This is a genomic window from Limnohabitans sp. Rim47 (assembly GCF_001517545.1).
Classification (GTDB): Bacteria; Pseudomonadota; Gammaproteobacteria; order Burkholderiales; family Burkholderiaceae_C; genus Limnohabitans_A.
Window position 1 is genome coordinate 88,753 of record NZ_FBYA01000004.1, and the last position, 15,926, is coordinate 104,678.

Annotated in this window: 18 protein-coding genes and 2 tRNA genes; 18 read left to right on the forward strand and 2 right to left on the reverse strand. The window is 56.0% G+C overall.

The window, feature by feature from the left end; translation table 11 throughout:
- Positions 1-52: 52 nt before the first annotated feature.
- The 12 genes from BN3544_RS10760 to BN3544_RS10815 all read left to right on the forward strand — a co-directional run bounded on the left by BN3544_RS10760 (position 53) and on the right by BN3544_RS10815 (position 9,105).
- A complete protein-coding gene (locus tag BN3544_RS10760) occupies positions 53-292 on the forward strand; it encodes a type II toxin-antitoxin system CcdA family antitoxin (protein ID WP_026036545.1) in 240 nt (79 codons plus the stop codon).
- Positions 293-295: 3 nt separating this feature from the next.
- Positions 296-610, forward strand: coding sequence for a CcdB family protein (locus BN3544_RS10765; RefSeq protein WP_019429398.1), 315 nt, complete (start codon positions 296-298; stop codon positions 608-610).
- 71 nt (positions 611-681) lie between these two features.
- The gene (gene uvrB, locus BN3544_RS10770) at positions 682-2,793 is read left to right on the forward strand and encodes an excinuclease ABC subunit UvrB (protein ID WP_019429399.1); all 2,112 of its coding nucleotides are present in this window, start codon (positions 682-684) and stop codon (positions 2,791-2,793) included.
- Between the two features lie 114 nt (positions 2,794-2,907).
- The gene (gene iscR, locus BN3544_RS10775; RefSeq protein WP_019429400.1) at positions 2,908-3,444 is read left to right on the forward strand and encodes a Fe-S cluster assembly transcriptional regulator IscR; all 537 of its coding nucleotides are present in this window, start codon (positions 2,908-2,910) and stop codon (positions 3,442-3,444) included.
- A 20-nt stretch (positions 3,445-3,464) separates the two neighbouring features.
- Positions 3,465-4,682: an IscS subfamily cysteine desulfurase gene (locus BN3544_RS10780; RefSeq protein WP_019429401.1), complete on the forward strand. Its 1,218-nt coding sequence runs from the start codon at positions 3,465-3,467 to the stop codon at positions 4,680-4,682.
- Positions 4,683-4,728: 46 nt separating this feature from the next.
- Positions 4,729-5,115, forward strand: coding sequence for a Fe-S cluster assembly scaffold IscU (gene iscU / locus BN3544_RS10785; RefSeq protein ID WP_019429402.1), 387 nt, complete (start codon positions 4,729-4,731; stop codon positions 5,113-5,115).
- A 1-nt stretch (position 5,116) separates the two neighbouring features.
- Complete coding sequence (gene iscA, locus BN3544_RS10790; RefSeq protein ID WP_019425275.1) at positions 5,117-5,440, forward strand: iron-sulfur cluster assembly protein IscA; 324 nt, start codon at positions 5,117-5,119, stop codon at positions 5,438-5,440.
- Positions 5,440-5,955 (forward strand): Fe-S protein assembly co-chaperone HscB, encoded by a 516-nt coding sequence (gene hscB / locus BN3544_RS10795; RefSeq protein ID WP_026036547.1) that lies wholly within the window; start codon positions 5,440-5,442, stop codon positions 5,953-5,955. The genes iscA and hscB overlap by 1 nt, the downstream gene beginning before the upstream one ends.
- A 16-nt stretch (positions 5,956-5,971) precedes the next feature.
- Positions 5,972-7,837, forward strand: coding sequence for a Fe-S protein assembly chaperone HscA (gene hscA / locus BN3544_RS10800; RefSeq protein ID WP_019429404.1), 1,866 nt, complete (start codon positions 5,972-5,974; stop codon positions 7,835-7,837).
- Between the two features lie 32 nt (positions 7,838-7,869).
- Positions 7,870-8,208 carry an ISC system 2Fe-2S type ferredoxin gene (gene fdx / locus BN3544_RS10805; protein WP_019429405.1) on the forward strand — a complete coding sequence of 113 codons (339 nt, stop codon included), beginning with the start codon at positions 7,870-7,872 and terminating at the stop codon, positions 8,206-8,208.
- Positions 8,209-8,222: 14 nt separating this feature from the next.
- A complete protein-coding gene (dnaQ, locus tag BN3544_RS10810; RefSeq protein WP_019429406.1) occupies positions 8,223-8,933 on the forward strand; it encodes a DNA polymerase III subunit epsilon in 711 nt (236 codons plus the stop codon).
- Positions 8,934-9,030: 97 nt separating this feature from the next.
- A tRNA-Val gene (locus BN3544_RS10815) sits at positions 9,031-9,105 on the forward strand.
- A gap of 215 nt (positions 9,106-9,320) precedes the next feature.
- On the opposite strand, the gene BN3544_RS14115 is transcribed toward BN3544_RS10815, so the two are convergent.
- The gene (locus tag BN3544_RS14115) at positions 9,321-9,542 is read right to left on the reverse strand and encodes a hypothetical protein (protein ID WP_081499358.1); all 222 of its coding nucleotides are present in this window, start codon (positions 9,540-9,542) and stop codon (positions 9,321-9,323) included.
- Entirely contained in the window at positions 9,539-9,997 is a 459-nt protein-coding gene (locus BN3544_RS10820) for a zeta toxin family protein (RefSeq protein WP_019429407.1), read from the reverse strand. Before BN3544_RS10820 ends, BN3544_RS14115 begins: the two co-directional genes overlap by 4 nt.
- 146 nt (positions 9,998-10,143) lie before the next feature.
- On the opposite strand from BN3544_RS10820, the gene BN3544_RS10825 reads away from it, so the two are divergent.
- The 6 genes from BN3544_RS10825 (at position 10,144) to BN3544_RS10850 (ending at position 15,902) form a co-directional block, all read left to right on the forward strand.
- Positions 10,144-12,462 carry a methyl-accepting chemotaxis protein gene (locus BN3544_RS10825; RefSeq protein ID WP_081499359.1) on the forward strand — a complete coding sequence of 773 codons (2,319 nt, stop codon included), beginning with the start codon at positions 10,144-10,146 and terminating at the stop codon, positions 12,460-12,462.
- Between the two features lie 99 nt (positions 12,463-12,561).
- Complete coding sequence (locus BN3544_RS10830; RefSeq protein WP_019429409.1) at positions 12,562-12,999, forward strand: MerR family transcriptional regulator; 438 nt, start codon at positions 12,562-12,564, stop codon at positions 12,997-12,999.
- Positions 13,000-13,033: 34 nt separating this feature from the next.
- A tRNA-Pro gene (locus tag BN3544_RS10835) sits at positions 13,034-13,110 on the forward strand.
- 92 nt (positions 13,111-13,202) lie between these two features.
- Positions 13,203-13,835 (forward strand): response regulator transcription factor, encoded by a 633-nt coding sequence (locus tag BN3544_RS10840; RefSeq protein WP_019429410.1) that lies wholly within the window; start codon positions 13,203-13,205, stop codon positions 13,833-13,835.
- A gap of 208 nt (positions 13,836-14,043) precedes the next feature.
- Positions 14,044-14,409 carry a MarR family EPS-associated transcriptional regulator gene (locus BN3544_RS10845; protein WP_019429411.1) on the forward strand — a complete coding sequence of 122 codons (366 nt, stop codon included), beginning with the start codon at positions 14,044-14,046 and terminating at the stop codon, positions 14,407-14,409.
- Positions 14,406-15,902, forward strand: coding sequence for a mannose-1-phosphate guanylyltransferase/mannose-6-phosphate isomerase (locus tag BN3544_RS10850; RefSeq protein ID WP_026036548.1), 1,497 nt, complete (start codon positions 14,406-14,408; stop codon positions 15,900-15,902). The genes BN3544_RS10845 and BN3544_RS10850 overlap by 4 nt, the downstream gene beginning before the upstream one ends.
- The last annotated feature ends 24 nt before the right edge of the window (positions 15,903-15,926 follow it).

Genomic DNA, 15,926 nt, shown 5'->3' on the forward strand with positions numbered 1-15,926 from the left:
TCATAAAAACGATTTTGCGCATAAAATATGCGCATCTTTAATGGAGTTTTTCATGTTGCGCTTTGAAGATGCCCCCAAAAAACCAGCCAATTTGTCGCTCAATGCCGAGGTGCTGGCCATGGCCCGTGAATTGGGCATGAATGTGTCCAAAACCGTAGATGCGTTGCTGACCGAAGAGGTCAAGCGCCAGTATTGGGCGCGTTGGCAGTTGCAAAATCAGGATGCGATTGCCAGCTACAACGCACGGATTGAGCAAGAGGGCTTGCCCTTGGATGCTTTTCGGAGCTTCTGATTCATGGCCCAATTTGATGTCTATGCCCACCCTGATGCACGAATGCGCGAGCGCACACCGTATTTGCTGGATGTGCAAAACAGCTTTCTGGACCGCATTGCCACGCGTGTGGTGATTCCTTTGCGTGGTGTCGAATTTGCCCCTTTGCCCATGCGTGATCTCAACCCTGTTTGCACGGTAGAAGGGCAAGCTGTGGTGCTTGACACCGCCGCACTCGCCGCTGTGCCTTTGCGTTGGTTGGGCGCGCCGCTTTTGAATTTGCGCGCACAGTCCCCCGAGGTGGTCAATGCCCTCGATATCCTGTTTGGCGGCTATTGACGACAGGTTTTCGATGCTTGCGCACGTACGGTGTTTAACCCGTCTGGCCTTTCCTCCTGAAACGAGTTCCCATGTCTGAAATCATCCCTCTGTTAGAAGCGGCGGCAACTGCACCCTCTGGCCAGTTCGTCAGCTATCCCGGCTCGCCCTTCGAGCTGTATCAACCTTATCCGCCCGCAGGCGATCAACCTGTGGCCATCGAACAACTGGTCGAGGGCGTGCACGACGGCGAGGTGTTCCAAACCCTGCTGGGCGTGACGGGTTCGGGCAAGACCTTCACCATGGCCAATGTGATCGCGCAGTTGGGCCGACCTGCCATTGTGTTTGCACCCAACAAGACACTGGCGGCGCAGTTGTACAGCGAGTTTCGTGAGTTTTTTCCGAAAAATGCGGTCGAATATTTCGTCAGTTATTACGACTACTACCAGCCCGAGGCCTATGTGCCTCAGCGCGATTTGTTCATCGAGAAAGACTCGGCGATCAACGAGCACATCGAGCAAATGCGCCTGTCTTGCACCAAAAGCATCATGGAGCGGCGCGATGTGGTGATTGTGGCCACGGTGTCGGCCATCTACGGCATTGGCGAGCCCGAGAGCTACCACCGCATGATCATGACGCTGCGCACGGGCGACAAACTGGGCCAGCGCGATGTGATCGCGCAGCTGATCCGCATGCAGTACCAGCGCAACGACATGGAGTTCTCTCGCGGCAAGTTCCGGGTGCGGGGCGACACGATTGACGTGTTCCCGGCGGAGCATTCCGAGTTGGCCATCCGCATTGAGTTGTTTGATGACGAGATTGAAAGCCTGCAATTGTTTGACCCTTTGACGGGCCGCATTCGCCAGAAGATTCCGCGTTTCACGGTGTACCCCTCCAGCCATTACGTCACGCCGCGAGACAAAGTGTTGGCGGCGGTGGAGACCATCAAGGTCGAGCTGGCTCAGCGCCTGAAAGAGCTGGTGGGCATGGGCAAGCTGGTCGAGGCCCAGCGCCTAGAGCAGCGCACACGTTTTGACCTGGAAATGCTGTCTGAAGTGGGCCACTGCAAAGGCATTGAAAACTACACCCGGCATTTGTCGGGCGCAGCGCCCGGCGACCCGCCCAGCACCTTGACCGATTACATGCCGCCCGATGCGATCATGTTTTTAGACGAGAGCCACCAGATGATCGGCCAGCTCAACGCCATGTACAACGGCGACAAAGCCCGCAAGACCACGCTGGTGGAATACGGCTTTCGACTGCCCAGCGCGCTGGACAACCGCCCGCTCAAATTCGAAGAGTTTGAAAAACGCATGCGCCAGTGCATCTTCGTCTCGGCCACACCCGCTGACTACGAAAAGACCCACGCTGGCAAGGTGGTCGAGCAGGTGGTGCGCCCCACCGGCTTGGTCGATCCGCAAGTTGAAGTGCGCCCAGCCACTCACCAGGTGGACGATGTACTCCAGGAAATCCGCATCCGGGTCGAAAAGAACGAGCGTGTCCTCATCACCACCCTGACCAAGCGCATGGCCGAGCAGTTGACCGATTACATGAGTGACAACGGTGTCAAGGTGCGCTATTTGCACAGCGATGTGGACACGGTGGAGCGGGTGGAAATCTTGCGCGATTTGCGCTTGGGCGCGTTCGATGTGCTGATCGGCATCAACTTGCTGCGCGAGGGATTGGACATACCCGAGGTGTCTTTGGTGGCGATTTTGGATGCCGACAAGGAAGGCTTTTTGCGGGCCGAGCGCAGCCTGATTCAGACCATTGGCCGTGCCGCGCGTAATTTGAATGGCCGAGCGATTTTGTACGCCGACCGCATCACCGAGTCGATGAAAAAAGCCATGGGCGAGACCGAACGCCGCCGCATCAAGCAATTGGCGCACAACGAGGCCATGGGCATCACGCCCAAGAGCATCGTTAAAAAAGTGAAGGACCTGATCGACGGCGTTTACAGCGAAAAGTCGGGCAAAGAAGCCGAGCGCCTAGAGCAGGCCGCTTTGCAGCGCGCAAAGGTCGAGGACATGACCGAAAAAGACATCGCACGCGCCATCAAGCAGCTTGAAAAGCAAATGATGGAGCACGCCCGTAATCTGGAGTTCGAAAAAGCCGCGCAAGTCCGCGACCAGCTGGGCATCTTGAAAGAGCAGGCCTTTGGTGCCCCAGGTGGCGACAACATCGTGCCTTTGATCCGGGCTTGAATAACCCTTTAACCCGAGTGATTTGATCGGGATTGCGCTATACTTGACTCGTTTAGTCGGGAACCTGCTCAGCCAGGCCACAGACCGAGTCCCCATCCACATCAGGAGTCTGCCATGCGTTTAACCACCAAAGGCCGTTTTGCCGTCACCGCCATGATCGATTTGGCTTTGCGTCAAGACGCAGGCCCCGTGACTTTGGCCGCGATCAGCCAGCGCCAACAAATCTCCTTGTCCTACTTGGAGCAGTTGTTTGGCAAACTGCGCCGCCACAACCTGGTCGAATCTACCCGTGGCCCTGGCGGCGGTTACACCTTGGGGCGCAAATCCACCGAGATCACGGTGGCTGACATTATTTTGTCGGTGGACGAGCCCATCGACGCCACTCACTGTGGTGGCAAAGAGAATTGCAATGGCGGTGATGGCCGCTGCATGACGCACGACCTGTGGGCGTCGCTTAATTCCAAAATGGTTGAGTTTCTGGACTCCGTTTCACTGCAAAAGTTGGTGGACGACCAATTGGCCAAAGGCTTGGTGGTGGAATCCAAACCCAATATCAAACGTGCTATTTCTCCCATGCCGGTCGTTAAACCGATCCGTGTCAATGTGCCCAACTCGGTTTTTGACCTGGGCAACATGTTCGCCAAATCCTGATCCTTGAAGAAGTACAGACCATGACCACACCCCACTTTCCCATTTACCTCGACTACGGCGCGACCAACCCTTGCGATCCTCGCGTGGTGGACGCCATCGTGCCCTGGTTGCGTGAGCACTTTGGCAACCCCGCATCGCGCACCCATGCCTGGGGCTGGGAAGCCGAAGCGGCCGTCGAGAAGGCCCGTGAACAAGTGGCCGACTTGATCGGAGCCGATTCCCGCGAAATCGTCTGGACCAGCGGAGCCACCGAATCCAACAACCTCGCCATCAAGGGTGCAGCGCACTTCTACAAGTCGCGTGGCAAGCACCTGATCACGGCCAAGACCGAGCACAAAGCGGTGCTCGACACCATGCGCGAATTGGAGCGTCAAGGCTTTGAAGTCACTTACCTCGACGTGCAGGCCGATGGCCTGCTGAACATGGACGCACTTAAGGCCGCGATTCGCCCTGACACCATTTTGATCAGCGTGATGTTTGTGAACAACGAAATTGGCGTGATTCAGGACGTGACCGCGATTGGCAATCTGTGCCGTGAAAAAGGCATCGTTTTCCATGTCGACGCAGCGCAAGCCACGGGCAAAGTCGAGATCGACATGACCCAGCTGCCCATCGACCTGATGAGCCTGGCCTCCCACAAAACCTACGGCCCCAAAGGCATTGGTGCCTTGTATGTGCGCCGCAAGCCCCGCATTCGCCTGGAAGCGCAAATGCATGGCGGCGGTCATGAGCGCGGCATGCGTTCGGGCACTTTGCCCACGCACCAATGCGTCGGCATGGGCGAGGCTTTTCGCATCGCCAAACTGGAAATGGCCCAGGACAACGCCAAGGCGCGCGCCTTGCACGACCGCCTGATGAACGGCCTGAGCGATATGGAGCAGGTGTTTTTGAACGGTCACGCCACCCAGCGCGTGCCGCACAACATCAACATGAGCTTCAACTTCGTTGAAGGCGAATCGCTGATCATGGGCATCAAGGGCTTGGCCGTGTCGTCCGGCTCGGCTTGCACCTCGGCCAGCCTGGAGCCCAGCTATGTTCTGCGTGCCTTGGGTCGCAGCGACGAGCTTGCCCACAGCAGCCTGCGCATGACGATTGGCCGCTGGACCACCGAAGAAGACATCGACTACGCGATCAAAACCATTCGCGAGAACGTGGCCAAGCTGCGCGAACTCAGCCCTCTTTGGGAAATGCACCAAGACGGCATTGACTTGAGCACCATCCAATGGGCCGCTCACTGATTCGAACACCTTCAATCGCACATTGAACTGAATACGGAGAAACACCATGGCTTATTCTGAAAAAGTGGTTGACCACTACGAAAACCCCCGCAACGTCGGCTCGTTCGACAAGGGCGACGACAGCGTGGGCACCGGCATGGTCGGCGCCCCGGCTTGTGGCGACGTCATGAAATTGCAGATCAAGGTCAACCCGCAAACCGGGGTGATCGAAGACGCTCGCTTCAAGACTTACGGCTGCGGCTCGGCCATTGCTTCCAGCTCGCTTGTGACCGAATGGGTCAAAGGCAAAACGCTCGACGAAGCAGCGGCTTTGAAAAACAGCCAGATCGCCGAAGAGCTGGCACTGCCGCCCGTCAAGATCCACTGCTCTATCCTGGCCGAAGACGCCATCAAGGCAGCTGTGGACGACTACAAAAAGAAACACCTGAACTGACATGGCCATCTCACTTTCTGCCGCTGCTGCGCGGCATGTGACCCGGTATCTGGCCAAACGTGGATCGGGCGTGGGTGTGCGTTTGGGTGTCAAAACCACCGGCTGCTCTGGCCTGGCCTACAAGCTCGAATACGTGGACGAAATTGCCCCGGAAGACGTGGTGTTTGAAGGCCACGGCGTCAAGGTGCTGGTCGACCCCAAAAGTCTGGCCTACATCGACGGCACCGAGTTGGATTTTGTGCGTGAGGGCCTGAACGAGGGCTTTCGCTTCAACAACCCCAACGAGCGCGACCGCTGCGGTTGCGGCGAATCGTTCCGCGTGTGATCTCCCTCCAAGCCAACGACTTCGAGCTGTTTGATGTGCCTGTGCAGTTTGCACAGGACCGCGCGCAACTGGACGCCCGCTGGAAAGCTTTGCAACGCGAAGCTCACCCTGACCGTTTTGCTGCCGAAGGGGCTGCGGCGCAACGCATCGCGATGCAATGGTCGGTGCGCATCAATGAGGCCTATCAGCGCCTGAAAGACCCGCTCAAACGGGCTGCTTATTTGTGTGAATTGCAAGGCGCACCGGTGCAAGCTGAAAACAACACCGCGATGCCCGCAGCTTTCCTCATGCAGCAAATGGAATGGCGCGAAAACCTCGAAGACACCGACAGCGCCCAAGGCCTGGAAGCCTTTGCGAATGAAGTGGCTGCTGAACAAGGTCGTGTGCTGCAAGAGCTGGCCCGACTGCTGGACAAGTCCAAGGATCCCGCGCAAGCCGTGGGGCAGGTGAGGGCGCTCATGTTCATCGAGCGCTTCACCCAAGAAGTGAACGCTAAACTTGACCGATTGACTTGAACCTCCCTGATTGACCATGGCGTTACTGCAAATTTCTGAACCGGGCCAGTCGCCCGACCCCCACCAGCGCCGCATTGCCGTGGGCATTGATCTGGGCACCACTCACTCGCTGGTGGCTTCGGTGCGCAACGGCGTGTCTGAATGTTTGCCTGACGACGATGGCCGGGTGATCCTGCCGTCGGTGGTGCGCTTCATGCCCGGGCAGGGTCGTCAGATCGGTTTTGACGCGGTGCACTCTGCTGCTGCCGATCCGGTCAACACCATCGCCTCGGTGAAGCGCTTCATGGGTCGTGGGCTGAACGACATCGCAGACCGCAGCAAATTACCCTACGAGTTCACCGCCAGTGAACAAGGCATGCTCAGCATCCAGACCGTGCAAGGCCCTAAATCCCCGGTCGAAGTCAGTGCCGAAATTCTCGCCACGCTTCGTTACCGCGCCGAAGACACTTTCAACGACGATCTGTACGGTGCGGTCATCACCGTGCCGGCCTACTTTGACGACGCTCAACGCCAGGCCACCAAAGACGCGGCCCAGCTGGCCGGGCTGAACGTGTTGCGGCTGATCAACGAACCCACAGCGGCGGCCATTGCCTATGGTCTGGACAACGCCAGCGAGGGCGTTTACGCCGTGTTCGATCTGGGCGGTGGCACCTTTGACATCTCCATCCTTCGTTTGACGCAAGGCGTCTTCGAAGTCCTGTCCACGGGCGGCGATTCGGCTTTGGGCGGTGACGATTACGACCAGGCGCTGGCTGATGCCGCATTGGCCAAGCAGCCTGGCTTGCAAGTGGTCACAGCAGAGGACAAAACTTTGCTCAAGGCGGCAGCTCGCGCTGCCAAAGAAGCCTTGACGAGCGAAGACACAGCCAGCTTGACTGTGGCGCTTTCGACGGGCCCCTTGTCGGTGCAAGTCAGCCGCACTGACTTCGAGCAAGCCACACAGGCGCTGACAGCGCGCTGCATCACTGCCGTACGCAAAGCGCTGCGCGATGCGAAATTGGCTAAAGACGATGTGCAAGGCGTGGTCATGGTGGGGGGCTCCACCCGCATGCCGCAAATTCAGCAGGCCGTGGCTGACTTTTTTGGTCAAGCCCCGCTCAACAACCTCAACCCTGACGAAGTGGTCGCTTTGGGCGCGGCCATTCAGGCCAACCAGTTGGCGGGCAATAACGCCGCTGGTGAATTGCTTTTGCTTGATGTGATCCCGCTCTCGCTGGGCATCGAGACCATGGGCGGTCTGGTCGAGCGCATCATCCCGCGCAACCAGACCATCCCCACCGCCATGGCGCAAGACTTCACCACCTACCAAGACGGCCAAACCGCTCTGGCGCTGCATGTGGTGCAGGGCGAGCGCGATCTGGTGCAAGACTGCCGCAGCTTGGCCCGTTTTGAGCTGCGCGGCATTCCGCCCATGGCCGCTGGCGCTGCTCGCATCCGCGTCACTTTCACTGTGGATGCCGATGGGCTGCTGAGTGTGGGAGCCAAAGAACAAATCAGCGGTGTCGAAGCGCGCATCGACGTCAAGCCTTCATATGGCTTGAGCGACGATCAGATTGCCACCATGCTGCAAGAAAGCTTCACCACCGCGCAAGCCGACATGAAGGCTCGCGCCTTGGTCGAAGCGCGGGTGGATGCCGACCGCATGCTGTTGGCCACACGCAGCGCCTTGAATGCCGACGGTCAGTTGCTGCAAGCCAACGAGCGAAGCGCCATCGACGCCTTGATGGCCACATTGCAAAGTGCAGTGCAAACCGAGCAAGACGCCAAAGCACTTGAAGACTGCACTCAGGCGCTGGCCAAAGGCACTGAAGCTTTTGCCGCTGAACGCATGAACCACAGCATCCAAAAAGCCTTGGCGGGCCAAAACATCCAGACCCTGTAAAAGTTCGATACGCCCTGAATTCAAAGACAACTATGCCCGTCATCAAAATCCTGCCCCACCCCGAGTACTGCCCGAATGGCGCAGAAATCACTGCGCCTGCAGGCACCAGCATCTGCGAAGCGCTGCTCGACAACAAGATCAACATCGAGCACGCTTGCGACATGAGCGCGGCTTGCACCACCTGCCATGTGGTGGTACGCGATGGCTTCAAAAGTCTCAATGAGATCGAAGAAACCGAAGAAGACCTGCTTGACCGCGCCTGGGGTCTGGAGCCCAACTCGCGCCTGAGCTGCCAGGCCTTTGTGGCCAAGCAGGATCTGGTGATCGAGATTCCGCGATACACCATCAACCACGCCAAAGAACTGCACTGATCGGGAGAGCGGCCATGCGCCAAATTGTTCTGGACACCGAAACCACAGGCCTGTCGGCCGAAGGCGGTGACCGCATCATTGAACTCGGCTGTGTGGAGCTGTATGCCCGCAAGCTGACCGGCAACAACCTGCACTTTTACTTCAACCCCGAGCGCGACAGTCACGAAGACGCGCTCAAGGTGCACGGCATCAGCAATGAGTTTTTGCGCGACAAGCCCAAGTTTGCAGAGTTGGCCGAAGAAATTCTGGCCTACCTGAGCGACGCTGAAATCATCATCCACAACGCCGCGTTTGACGTGGGTTTTTTGAACAAAGAGCTCGAACGTATCGGTAAAAAACCGTTCAAGACCCATGTCGACAGTGTGATCGACACCTTGGCCATGGCCAAGGAAATGTTCCCGGGCAAGCGCAACAGCCTCGATGCGCTGTGTGACCGCCTGGAGGTCGACAACTCAGGCCGTACCCTGCACGGCGCCTTGCTTGATGCCGAGTTGCTGGCTGATGTCTACATCAACATGACGCGCGGCCAGGAAGCCCTGCTGATTGATGCAGGCGATGCGCCAAGCAATGTGCAAACCATTGTGGCGCCGGTTGACTTAAGCACCTTTGTGCTGCCCGTGTTGCCAGCCAACGCCCAAGAGTTGGCCGCACATGCCGATGTGTTGAGTCAACTCGATAAATCCAGCGGCGGCAAAACCATTTGGCGACAAACCGAAGTCGCTTGAATTTCATGCAGCGCCGTGCGGTGCATGATTTTTCGTGTGGCGATTCTGAATCGGGCATTTTTTATGCCATAATTTAGCTCTTCGCTGCAAAGCGGTAGGGCGGTTAGCTCAGGGGTAGAGCACTGCATTCACACTGCAGGGGTCGCAAGTTCGAAACTTGCACTGCCCACCAATAAATACCCAATTGAATCAAGCACTTAGAGGAAACTCTAGGTGCTTTTTCTTTGGTTCAAAGTAGTACGGGCCGGGTTGACTACAAACAAGCGTTCAAATCCCAGAACGACACGACCAGTTGGTCGCGCGATCCAGGCATCAGTGGCCAACCATCTGATCGATTTCCCCGCTATCTTCTGTGTTAAGCGCCACAAAACGCTTACCTTGCGCGGCTCAAAGACTTGGAATGTGTGGTGTGGGCGTTGATGATTCAAGCTCGCGTATCTTGATCAGTTCAGCAGCAGTGATTCGGACCGGCTTACCGTCAACGGCCACGATGATCGCTGTGTTGGTCCTGATGGCGATATCTCGTGCGCTTTGAGCTGAACGTTGGATCGCTGCATAGGATCCGGCCAAATCAGGATCTTTTGAGGTTCGAATGTCTCTTGTGCTCATTTGTCACTCCATTCAATAAGGTTTGGCTGAGGGCCTGAGTTGTCGTAAAAAGCCCATGATTCAACGACTTTGCTGTAGAGCTCATGGAAGTTTTCAAGCCCGGATTTGAATCGTCTGCGAATTATCTGCTCGGGAATATTGTGCCCCCCTTGGACTACCCGTTCGGCCACCCGAGAAATGGCAATATCTTCACTGGGCAGAGACAAAAACCACAGTTTGACTTGGTAACCGAGTTGTTGCCAAAGCGCTATTTTGCGCAGGTAGCCCTTACCGGACAAGGTGGTTTCAAAGGCAAAGCTTTGACCTGAGGCGACGCATTCGTCGATTTCTTCCAACATAAGCCTGCCAGCTTTGATGGATGCAGATTCGGGATTGAACGGCGCCAGGCCTGCAGCGATCAAATCAGCATTGATGAACCGGAATCCAAGGGCGCAAACCAATTGATCGGTGTGCACTAAGGGCTGGACGAATACACCATCGGGTACTTCAACGGCATTTCTGAGCAGGCCGGAACTCACTTCTTTTCATGGTCATTCCCGCTTGGCATGACCTTGGATGGCCAATTTTGGCGGTTATGATGTTTTAAATCAAGGAAAACACCATGGCGCTGGCAATTGAAACTCTAAAAATAAGAACCAAACTGACATTGTTGGTTATGCCTTTGTTGGTATCTTTGTGTGTTTTGTCATTGGCCAAAGTGTGGGTGTTCTGGACAGAAAAGAACCAATACGCGCTGAGCGCTTCTGTGGTGTCCGAAGTGGCCACGCTGGGTCAATTGGTGCATGAGTTGCAGTCGGAACGGGGCATGACGGCAGGCTTTGTGGCCTCACGCGGCAGTGAAGCCACGGCAACGGCTCTCAAAAGCCAGCGTACCAAAACCGATGGCATGTTGACGCAGGCCACTGAGTCGGTGACCCACTTGATCGATACGGCCGCCAGCCGTGGATCTGCGGATTCCAGCATGGCCTCATTGCGTCAGGCATTGACCGCCAAACGCCAAGAAATTGACGCTTTAACTTTGTCCGGTGGCGCTGCTGTTCAGTGGTATTCCAGCAAGATCAGCGGCCTCATCGACACCATTGACACGGCAGTGGCTGACGCCCCCACCGTTGATTTCGCACAACGCATTCGCGCTTATGCCTATTTGGTCAGTTACAAAGAATTCGCGGGTCGTGAACGTGCCGCCATCAATGCAACCTTGACCGCCAACAAGCCGCTGGGTGCCGAGCCCTTGGCGCAGTTGATTGGCAACATCGCTCGCCAAGAAAATTTTGACAAACTTTACCGTCAAACAGCCAGTGAAGCCGATGTGCAAGCGCTGACACAGGCGCTTGACAAGCCCGCAGTGAAAGAAGCCTTGTCGATGCGAAACGCGGTTTTGAAACAAGCTGCGGATGGTGATTTTGGCATCGCTCCTTCCGCTTGGTGGGCTGCGGTCTCCGAGAAGATGAACATTCTCAAATCTCAAGATGATTTGCTGACAAAGCAGCTCAGTGAGCATTCGCGCTCGTTGTCAGACCAAGCGGCATTGAGCTTTTTGGTGGCCAGTGTGCTGATGACCGTTTTGACCGTGTTGTTTTTGGCGATGACCTTTTGGATCACGCGCAGCATTCAAAAGCCGCTGCAATCGCTGCAAAGCTCCATGAACCAGATCGCTGAAACTTTTGACTTGTCGCACAGAGTCAGTGTTCGCGGTTCTGACGAAATCGCGATGACCTCGGCATCGTTCAACCGCATGATGCAAGTGATTGGCGATGCTTTGGTTGAGGTGAACACCGTTATGGCCTCGTTGGCGCAAGGCGATTTCTCTAATCCTGTGAGAGCCTCTCTCACGGGCGATATGGACAAACTCAAAACTTCGGTGAACACCAGTTTGGCCCAAGTGGAGTCGACCATTGCCACCATGAATCAGGTCATGCAGGCCTTGTCTGCGGGCAATTTTGCCTACGCAGTTGAAGTTAATGCGCAGGGTGAATACGGCAAAGCGCTCAACAACGCCCAGCGCGCCATGTCCTCTTTGCAAGGCATGTTGGGCGACATTGGCCAAGTCATGCGCCAAGTTGCTAACGGTGACTTGAGCCACCGCGTCAATGCCGATGGTTTGGGTGACTTGTTGGTCTTGCGTGAGAACATCAATGCGTCCTTGGATGCGCTTGTGAAGTCCATGCGTGAGATCAGCCTGAATACCCGTCAGCTTGCCACCGCGTCCAAGGAAACGGCGGAGGCGATCAGCCAAATTGCGGATGGTGCCCAAAACCAGACCCATGCCATCAGCCAAGTCGCGGTCGCCGTGAAGCAATCGAGTCAGGCCATCGTGGATGTCTCTAAAAGCACCGAAATGGCATCTGAAAAATCACGCGAATCCGTACTGCGTGTTCAGGCCGGGGTTGAGAAAATGGAGATGATGGTTCAGGTGGTGACCGCCATCGCCAGCAATTCCGAAAAGATCAGCAAGATCACCGAGGTGATCGAAAAGATCGCCAACAAAACCAATTTGTTGTCTCTGAACGCCGCTATCGAAGCTGCCCGTGCGGGTGAGCATGGCAAAGGCTTTGCCGTGGTGGCCGATGAGGTGGGCAAGCTGGCCGTGAGCAGTGCCGCGAGCTCGCAAGAAATTGCGCTCCTGGTGCAGGCTGCGTCGGGCGAAACGGCTAAAGCGGTATCCGCTGTCAACGAGGTCAGCCGCGACATGGTGGCTGTGGGCGAGATGTCTAAATTAACAGACAGCTTGTTGCATCGCATTTCTTCTTCATTGGAACAACAAGCCAGTGCGGTCGAGGAAATCAATGCCAACCTGTCTGGGTTAAACCATATTGCCAACAGCAATGCGGCGGCATCAGAGGAGATGACGGCCAGTGTCATCTCGCTGTCCAGCAGCGCAGACGCCACACGCCAAGAGGTTGCTCGCTTCAAATTTTGAGTAACACGGTCAATAAGGTCATAGGCCGCCACGCCTGGGTGTCGCGATCGGGAAAGTTGCAGTAAGCTACAAGGTTTACCACGTAACTTGTTGTCGTTCATGGACAGTCCGCTTCCTTCCATTCCAGCCAAACGCTATTTCACCATTGGTGAAGTGGGCGAACTGTGCGGTGTCAAGCCACACGTTCTGCGCTATTGGGAACAGGAATTCACCCAGCTTCGGCCTGTCAAACGCCGAGGCAATCGCCGTTATTACCAGCACCACGAAGTGCTGATGATCCGGCGCATTCGTGATCTGCTTTATGACCAGGGCTTTACCATCAGCGGCGCGCGCAACAGGCTGCAAGAGTTGGTGCAGACCCACAGGCAATTGCAACGAGGAGAATCCGACGGAGCTGATTCAGACGATGCCTCGTCGCTCACTGGAGATCCATCTGAACAAATGGCGCTAGCCGAGGTCGAATGGGGCGGTGCGGGTGGAAATGTGCCGTCACTCAAAAATGCGCTGATTGAAATTCGCGCCTTACTCACCCTTTGAACACGAATTTCTGCGGTTATAATTTGAAGCTTGTCGGCGTGTAGCGCAGCCTGGTAGCGCACTTGCATGGGGTGCAAGGGGTCGCGAGTTCGAATCCCGCCACGCCGACCATTCAATCTGATAAAGGCTTCTAGCTAGTGATAGTTAGAAGCCTTTTTCTTTGCAGACAATGGCTTTGCTTCTAACCCGCTTATATTTTTTCAATGAACCCACCCACCAGCGGTCATGTGTATGTTGTCGATGACAACCCGGACATCCGTTTTTATTTGACCGATTTGTTGCGGCAAATGGGTTACAGCATTGAAAGCTTTGAAAGCGCGCAAGCGTTTTTGCAGCAGTCTTTTGACATCTTTCCAGCCGTGCTGGTGCTGGATGTGCGCATGCCCAACATGTCGGGCATCGAGTTGCAGGAAAGGCTGCGGGCACTTGGCCGTCTCACCCCCATCATCTTCATCAGCGGGGAGAGTCAATCCGAAGAAATCATCCGAGCCATGAAGGGCCAGCCCATTGAGTTTTTATGGAAGCCCTTTCAGATTCAGGCGCTGATCGATGCCATCGAACGTGGCTTGGCCGTGGATGCCCTCAACAGGCAAGCCTTCATTCAAAAAAACGAGATACGCCGCAAATGGCTCACCCTGAGTTCGCGCGAGCGTGATGTGTGTGCCTTGATGCTGCAAGGGCACACCAATAAAGGCATTTCTGAGCGACTGGACATACTGCCCGACACCGCCAAAAAGCACCGCGCCAATGTGTTGCAAAAGATGGCGGTGCATCAGTTGGCGGATTTGCTGGCACTGTGCAAAAGCATTGATCTGAATGCACTGGGCGATGACTGAGCGGGAAAACGGTGGCGATCAAAGCCCAAATCACACCTGTCAATTCTTCAATTGATAAATTGTTTTGTTCAAAGTTAGAACAAACACCTGAAAAGCGTTACAGTTCGACTTCCAGCAAAAAACCGCGCGGCCGATCGCGACACGGCACTGCGGTAGCGTGCCCGCAGTACTTATTTAGCCCAATTTAGACCGCTTTAGCGCTGCATAAATGACAAGCCGTCAAGCCAAGATCCAAGAAGAGACGCATTTTCGGATCATGCGCATCTTGCAAGAAAACCCAGACCTGACCCAGCGCGAGCTGGCGGACAAGCTCGGCATGAGCGTGAGTGGGCTCAACTACTGCCTCAAGGCCCTGATAGACAAGGGTCTTGTGAAGATGCAAAACTTTCAAAACAGTAAAAACAAATTCAAGTACGTGTATTTGCTCACGCCCATGGGCATTGCAGAAAAATTGGCACTGACCACCAGCTTCCTTGGCCGCAAGATGCAAGAGTACGAAGCCTTAAAGTTGGAGATTGAGGCGCTCCAGTCTGAAGTCGACGCCCCGGGTCAAGACAAAACACAAAAAGCATGATCCAAGTCACCCCAGTCATCCTCTGCGGCGGATCCGGCACACGCCTCTGGCCACTGTCTCGCACCGGTTTTCCTAAGCAGTTTTTGTGTTTGACGGGCAATGAGAGCCTGTTTCAGCAAGCCGCGCAGCGCTTGGCGGGTCTGAGCCAAGAAGGCATTCAAGTCGCCGCCCCCCTTATTGTCAGCGGCGAAGACCATCGGTTTTTGGCATCTGAGCAATTGCGCGAAGTCGGCATTAACTTGGGGGCGGCTTTGTTAGAGCCCGTGGGCCGTAACACGGCACCCGCGCTGACCTTGGCCGCGCTTGCCGCCACAGAAAACGGCCAAGATCCCGTTTTGGTTGTCACACCCGCAGACCAAACCGTTGCCAACGCAGCCGCTTTTACCGCCGCAGTCCAACAAGCCATCGCCCAAGCAGCCGATGGCAACATCGTCATCCTGGGCGTCACCCCCGACAAACCTGAAACCGGGTACGGCTATATTCGAACACCCTCTGTCATTCCCGCTACTTCTGTAATTCCCGCTACTTCTGTCATTCCCGCGCATGCGGGAATCCACTCTCCACCCATCCCCGTCCAAGCCTTCGTAGAAAAACCCAGCCTAGAAACAGCCCAAAAATACCTGCAAGAAGGTAACTACTTCTGGAACGCTGGCATGTTCGTCCTGCGCGCCTCGGTCTGGCTCAAAGCCCTCCAAAGCTTCCGCCCTGACATCGCCCAAGCCTGCCAAGCAGCCTGGGCCATCAAAAAGCAAGACGCACAATTCATCCGCCCCGGCAAAGAAGAGTTTGTCGCCATCCCTGCAGAATCTGTCGATTACGCCGTCATGGAACACTGCCCCGGCAGCGCATTCCCCATTCAAATGGTCCCACTCGATGCTGGGTGGTCAGACCTAGGCGCATGGGACGCGGTGTGGAAAGTGCTGCCCAAAGACGCAAACGGCAACGCCCATGTGGGCGATGTGCTAACCACCGACAGCAGCAACACCCTTGTGCATGCCAGCAGCCGCTTGGTCACCTTGGTGGGCGTGAGCGACTTGGTCGTCATCGAAACCGCAGACGCCGTGTTGGTGGCCGACAAAACCCGCAGCCAGAACGTTAAGCACATCGTCGCCCAACTGCAAAGCACCCAGCGCGAAGAGCACACCTTGCACCGCAAAGTGCACCGCCCCTGGGGTTGGTACGACAGCATCGACGAAGGAGGGCGCTTCAAGGTCAAGCGCATCCAGGTCAAGCCGGGTGCCAGCCTCAGCTTACAAAAACACCACCACCGCGCAGAGCATTGGATTGTGGTCACTGGCACAGCCGAAATCACCAACGGCGACCAAGTCATCACCCTGACCGAAAACCAATCCACCTACATCCCGCTGGGTGAGGTGCATCGCCTAGCTAACCCCGGCAACATTCCGCTTGAAATCATCGAAGTGCAGTCCGGAAGCTACCTTGGCGAAGACGACATTGTCCGCTTTGAAGATACCTACGGCCGAACAAGCTAGATGAGCATTCAGTCCAAGATTTAT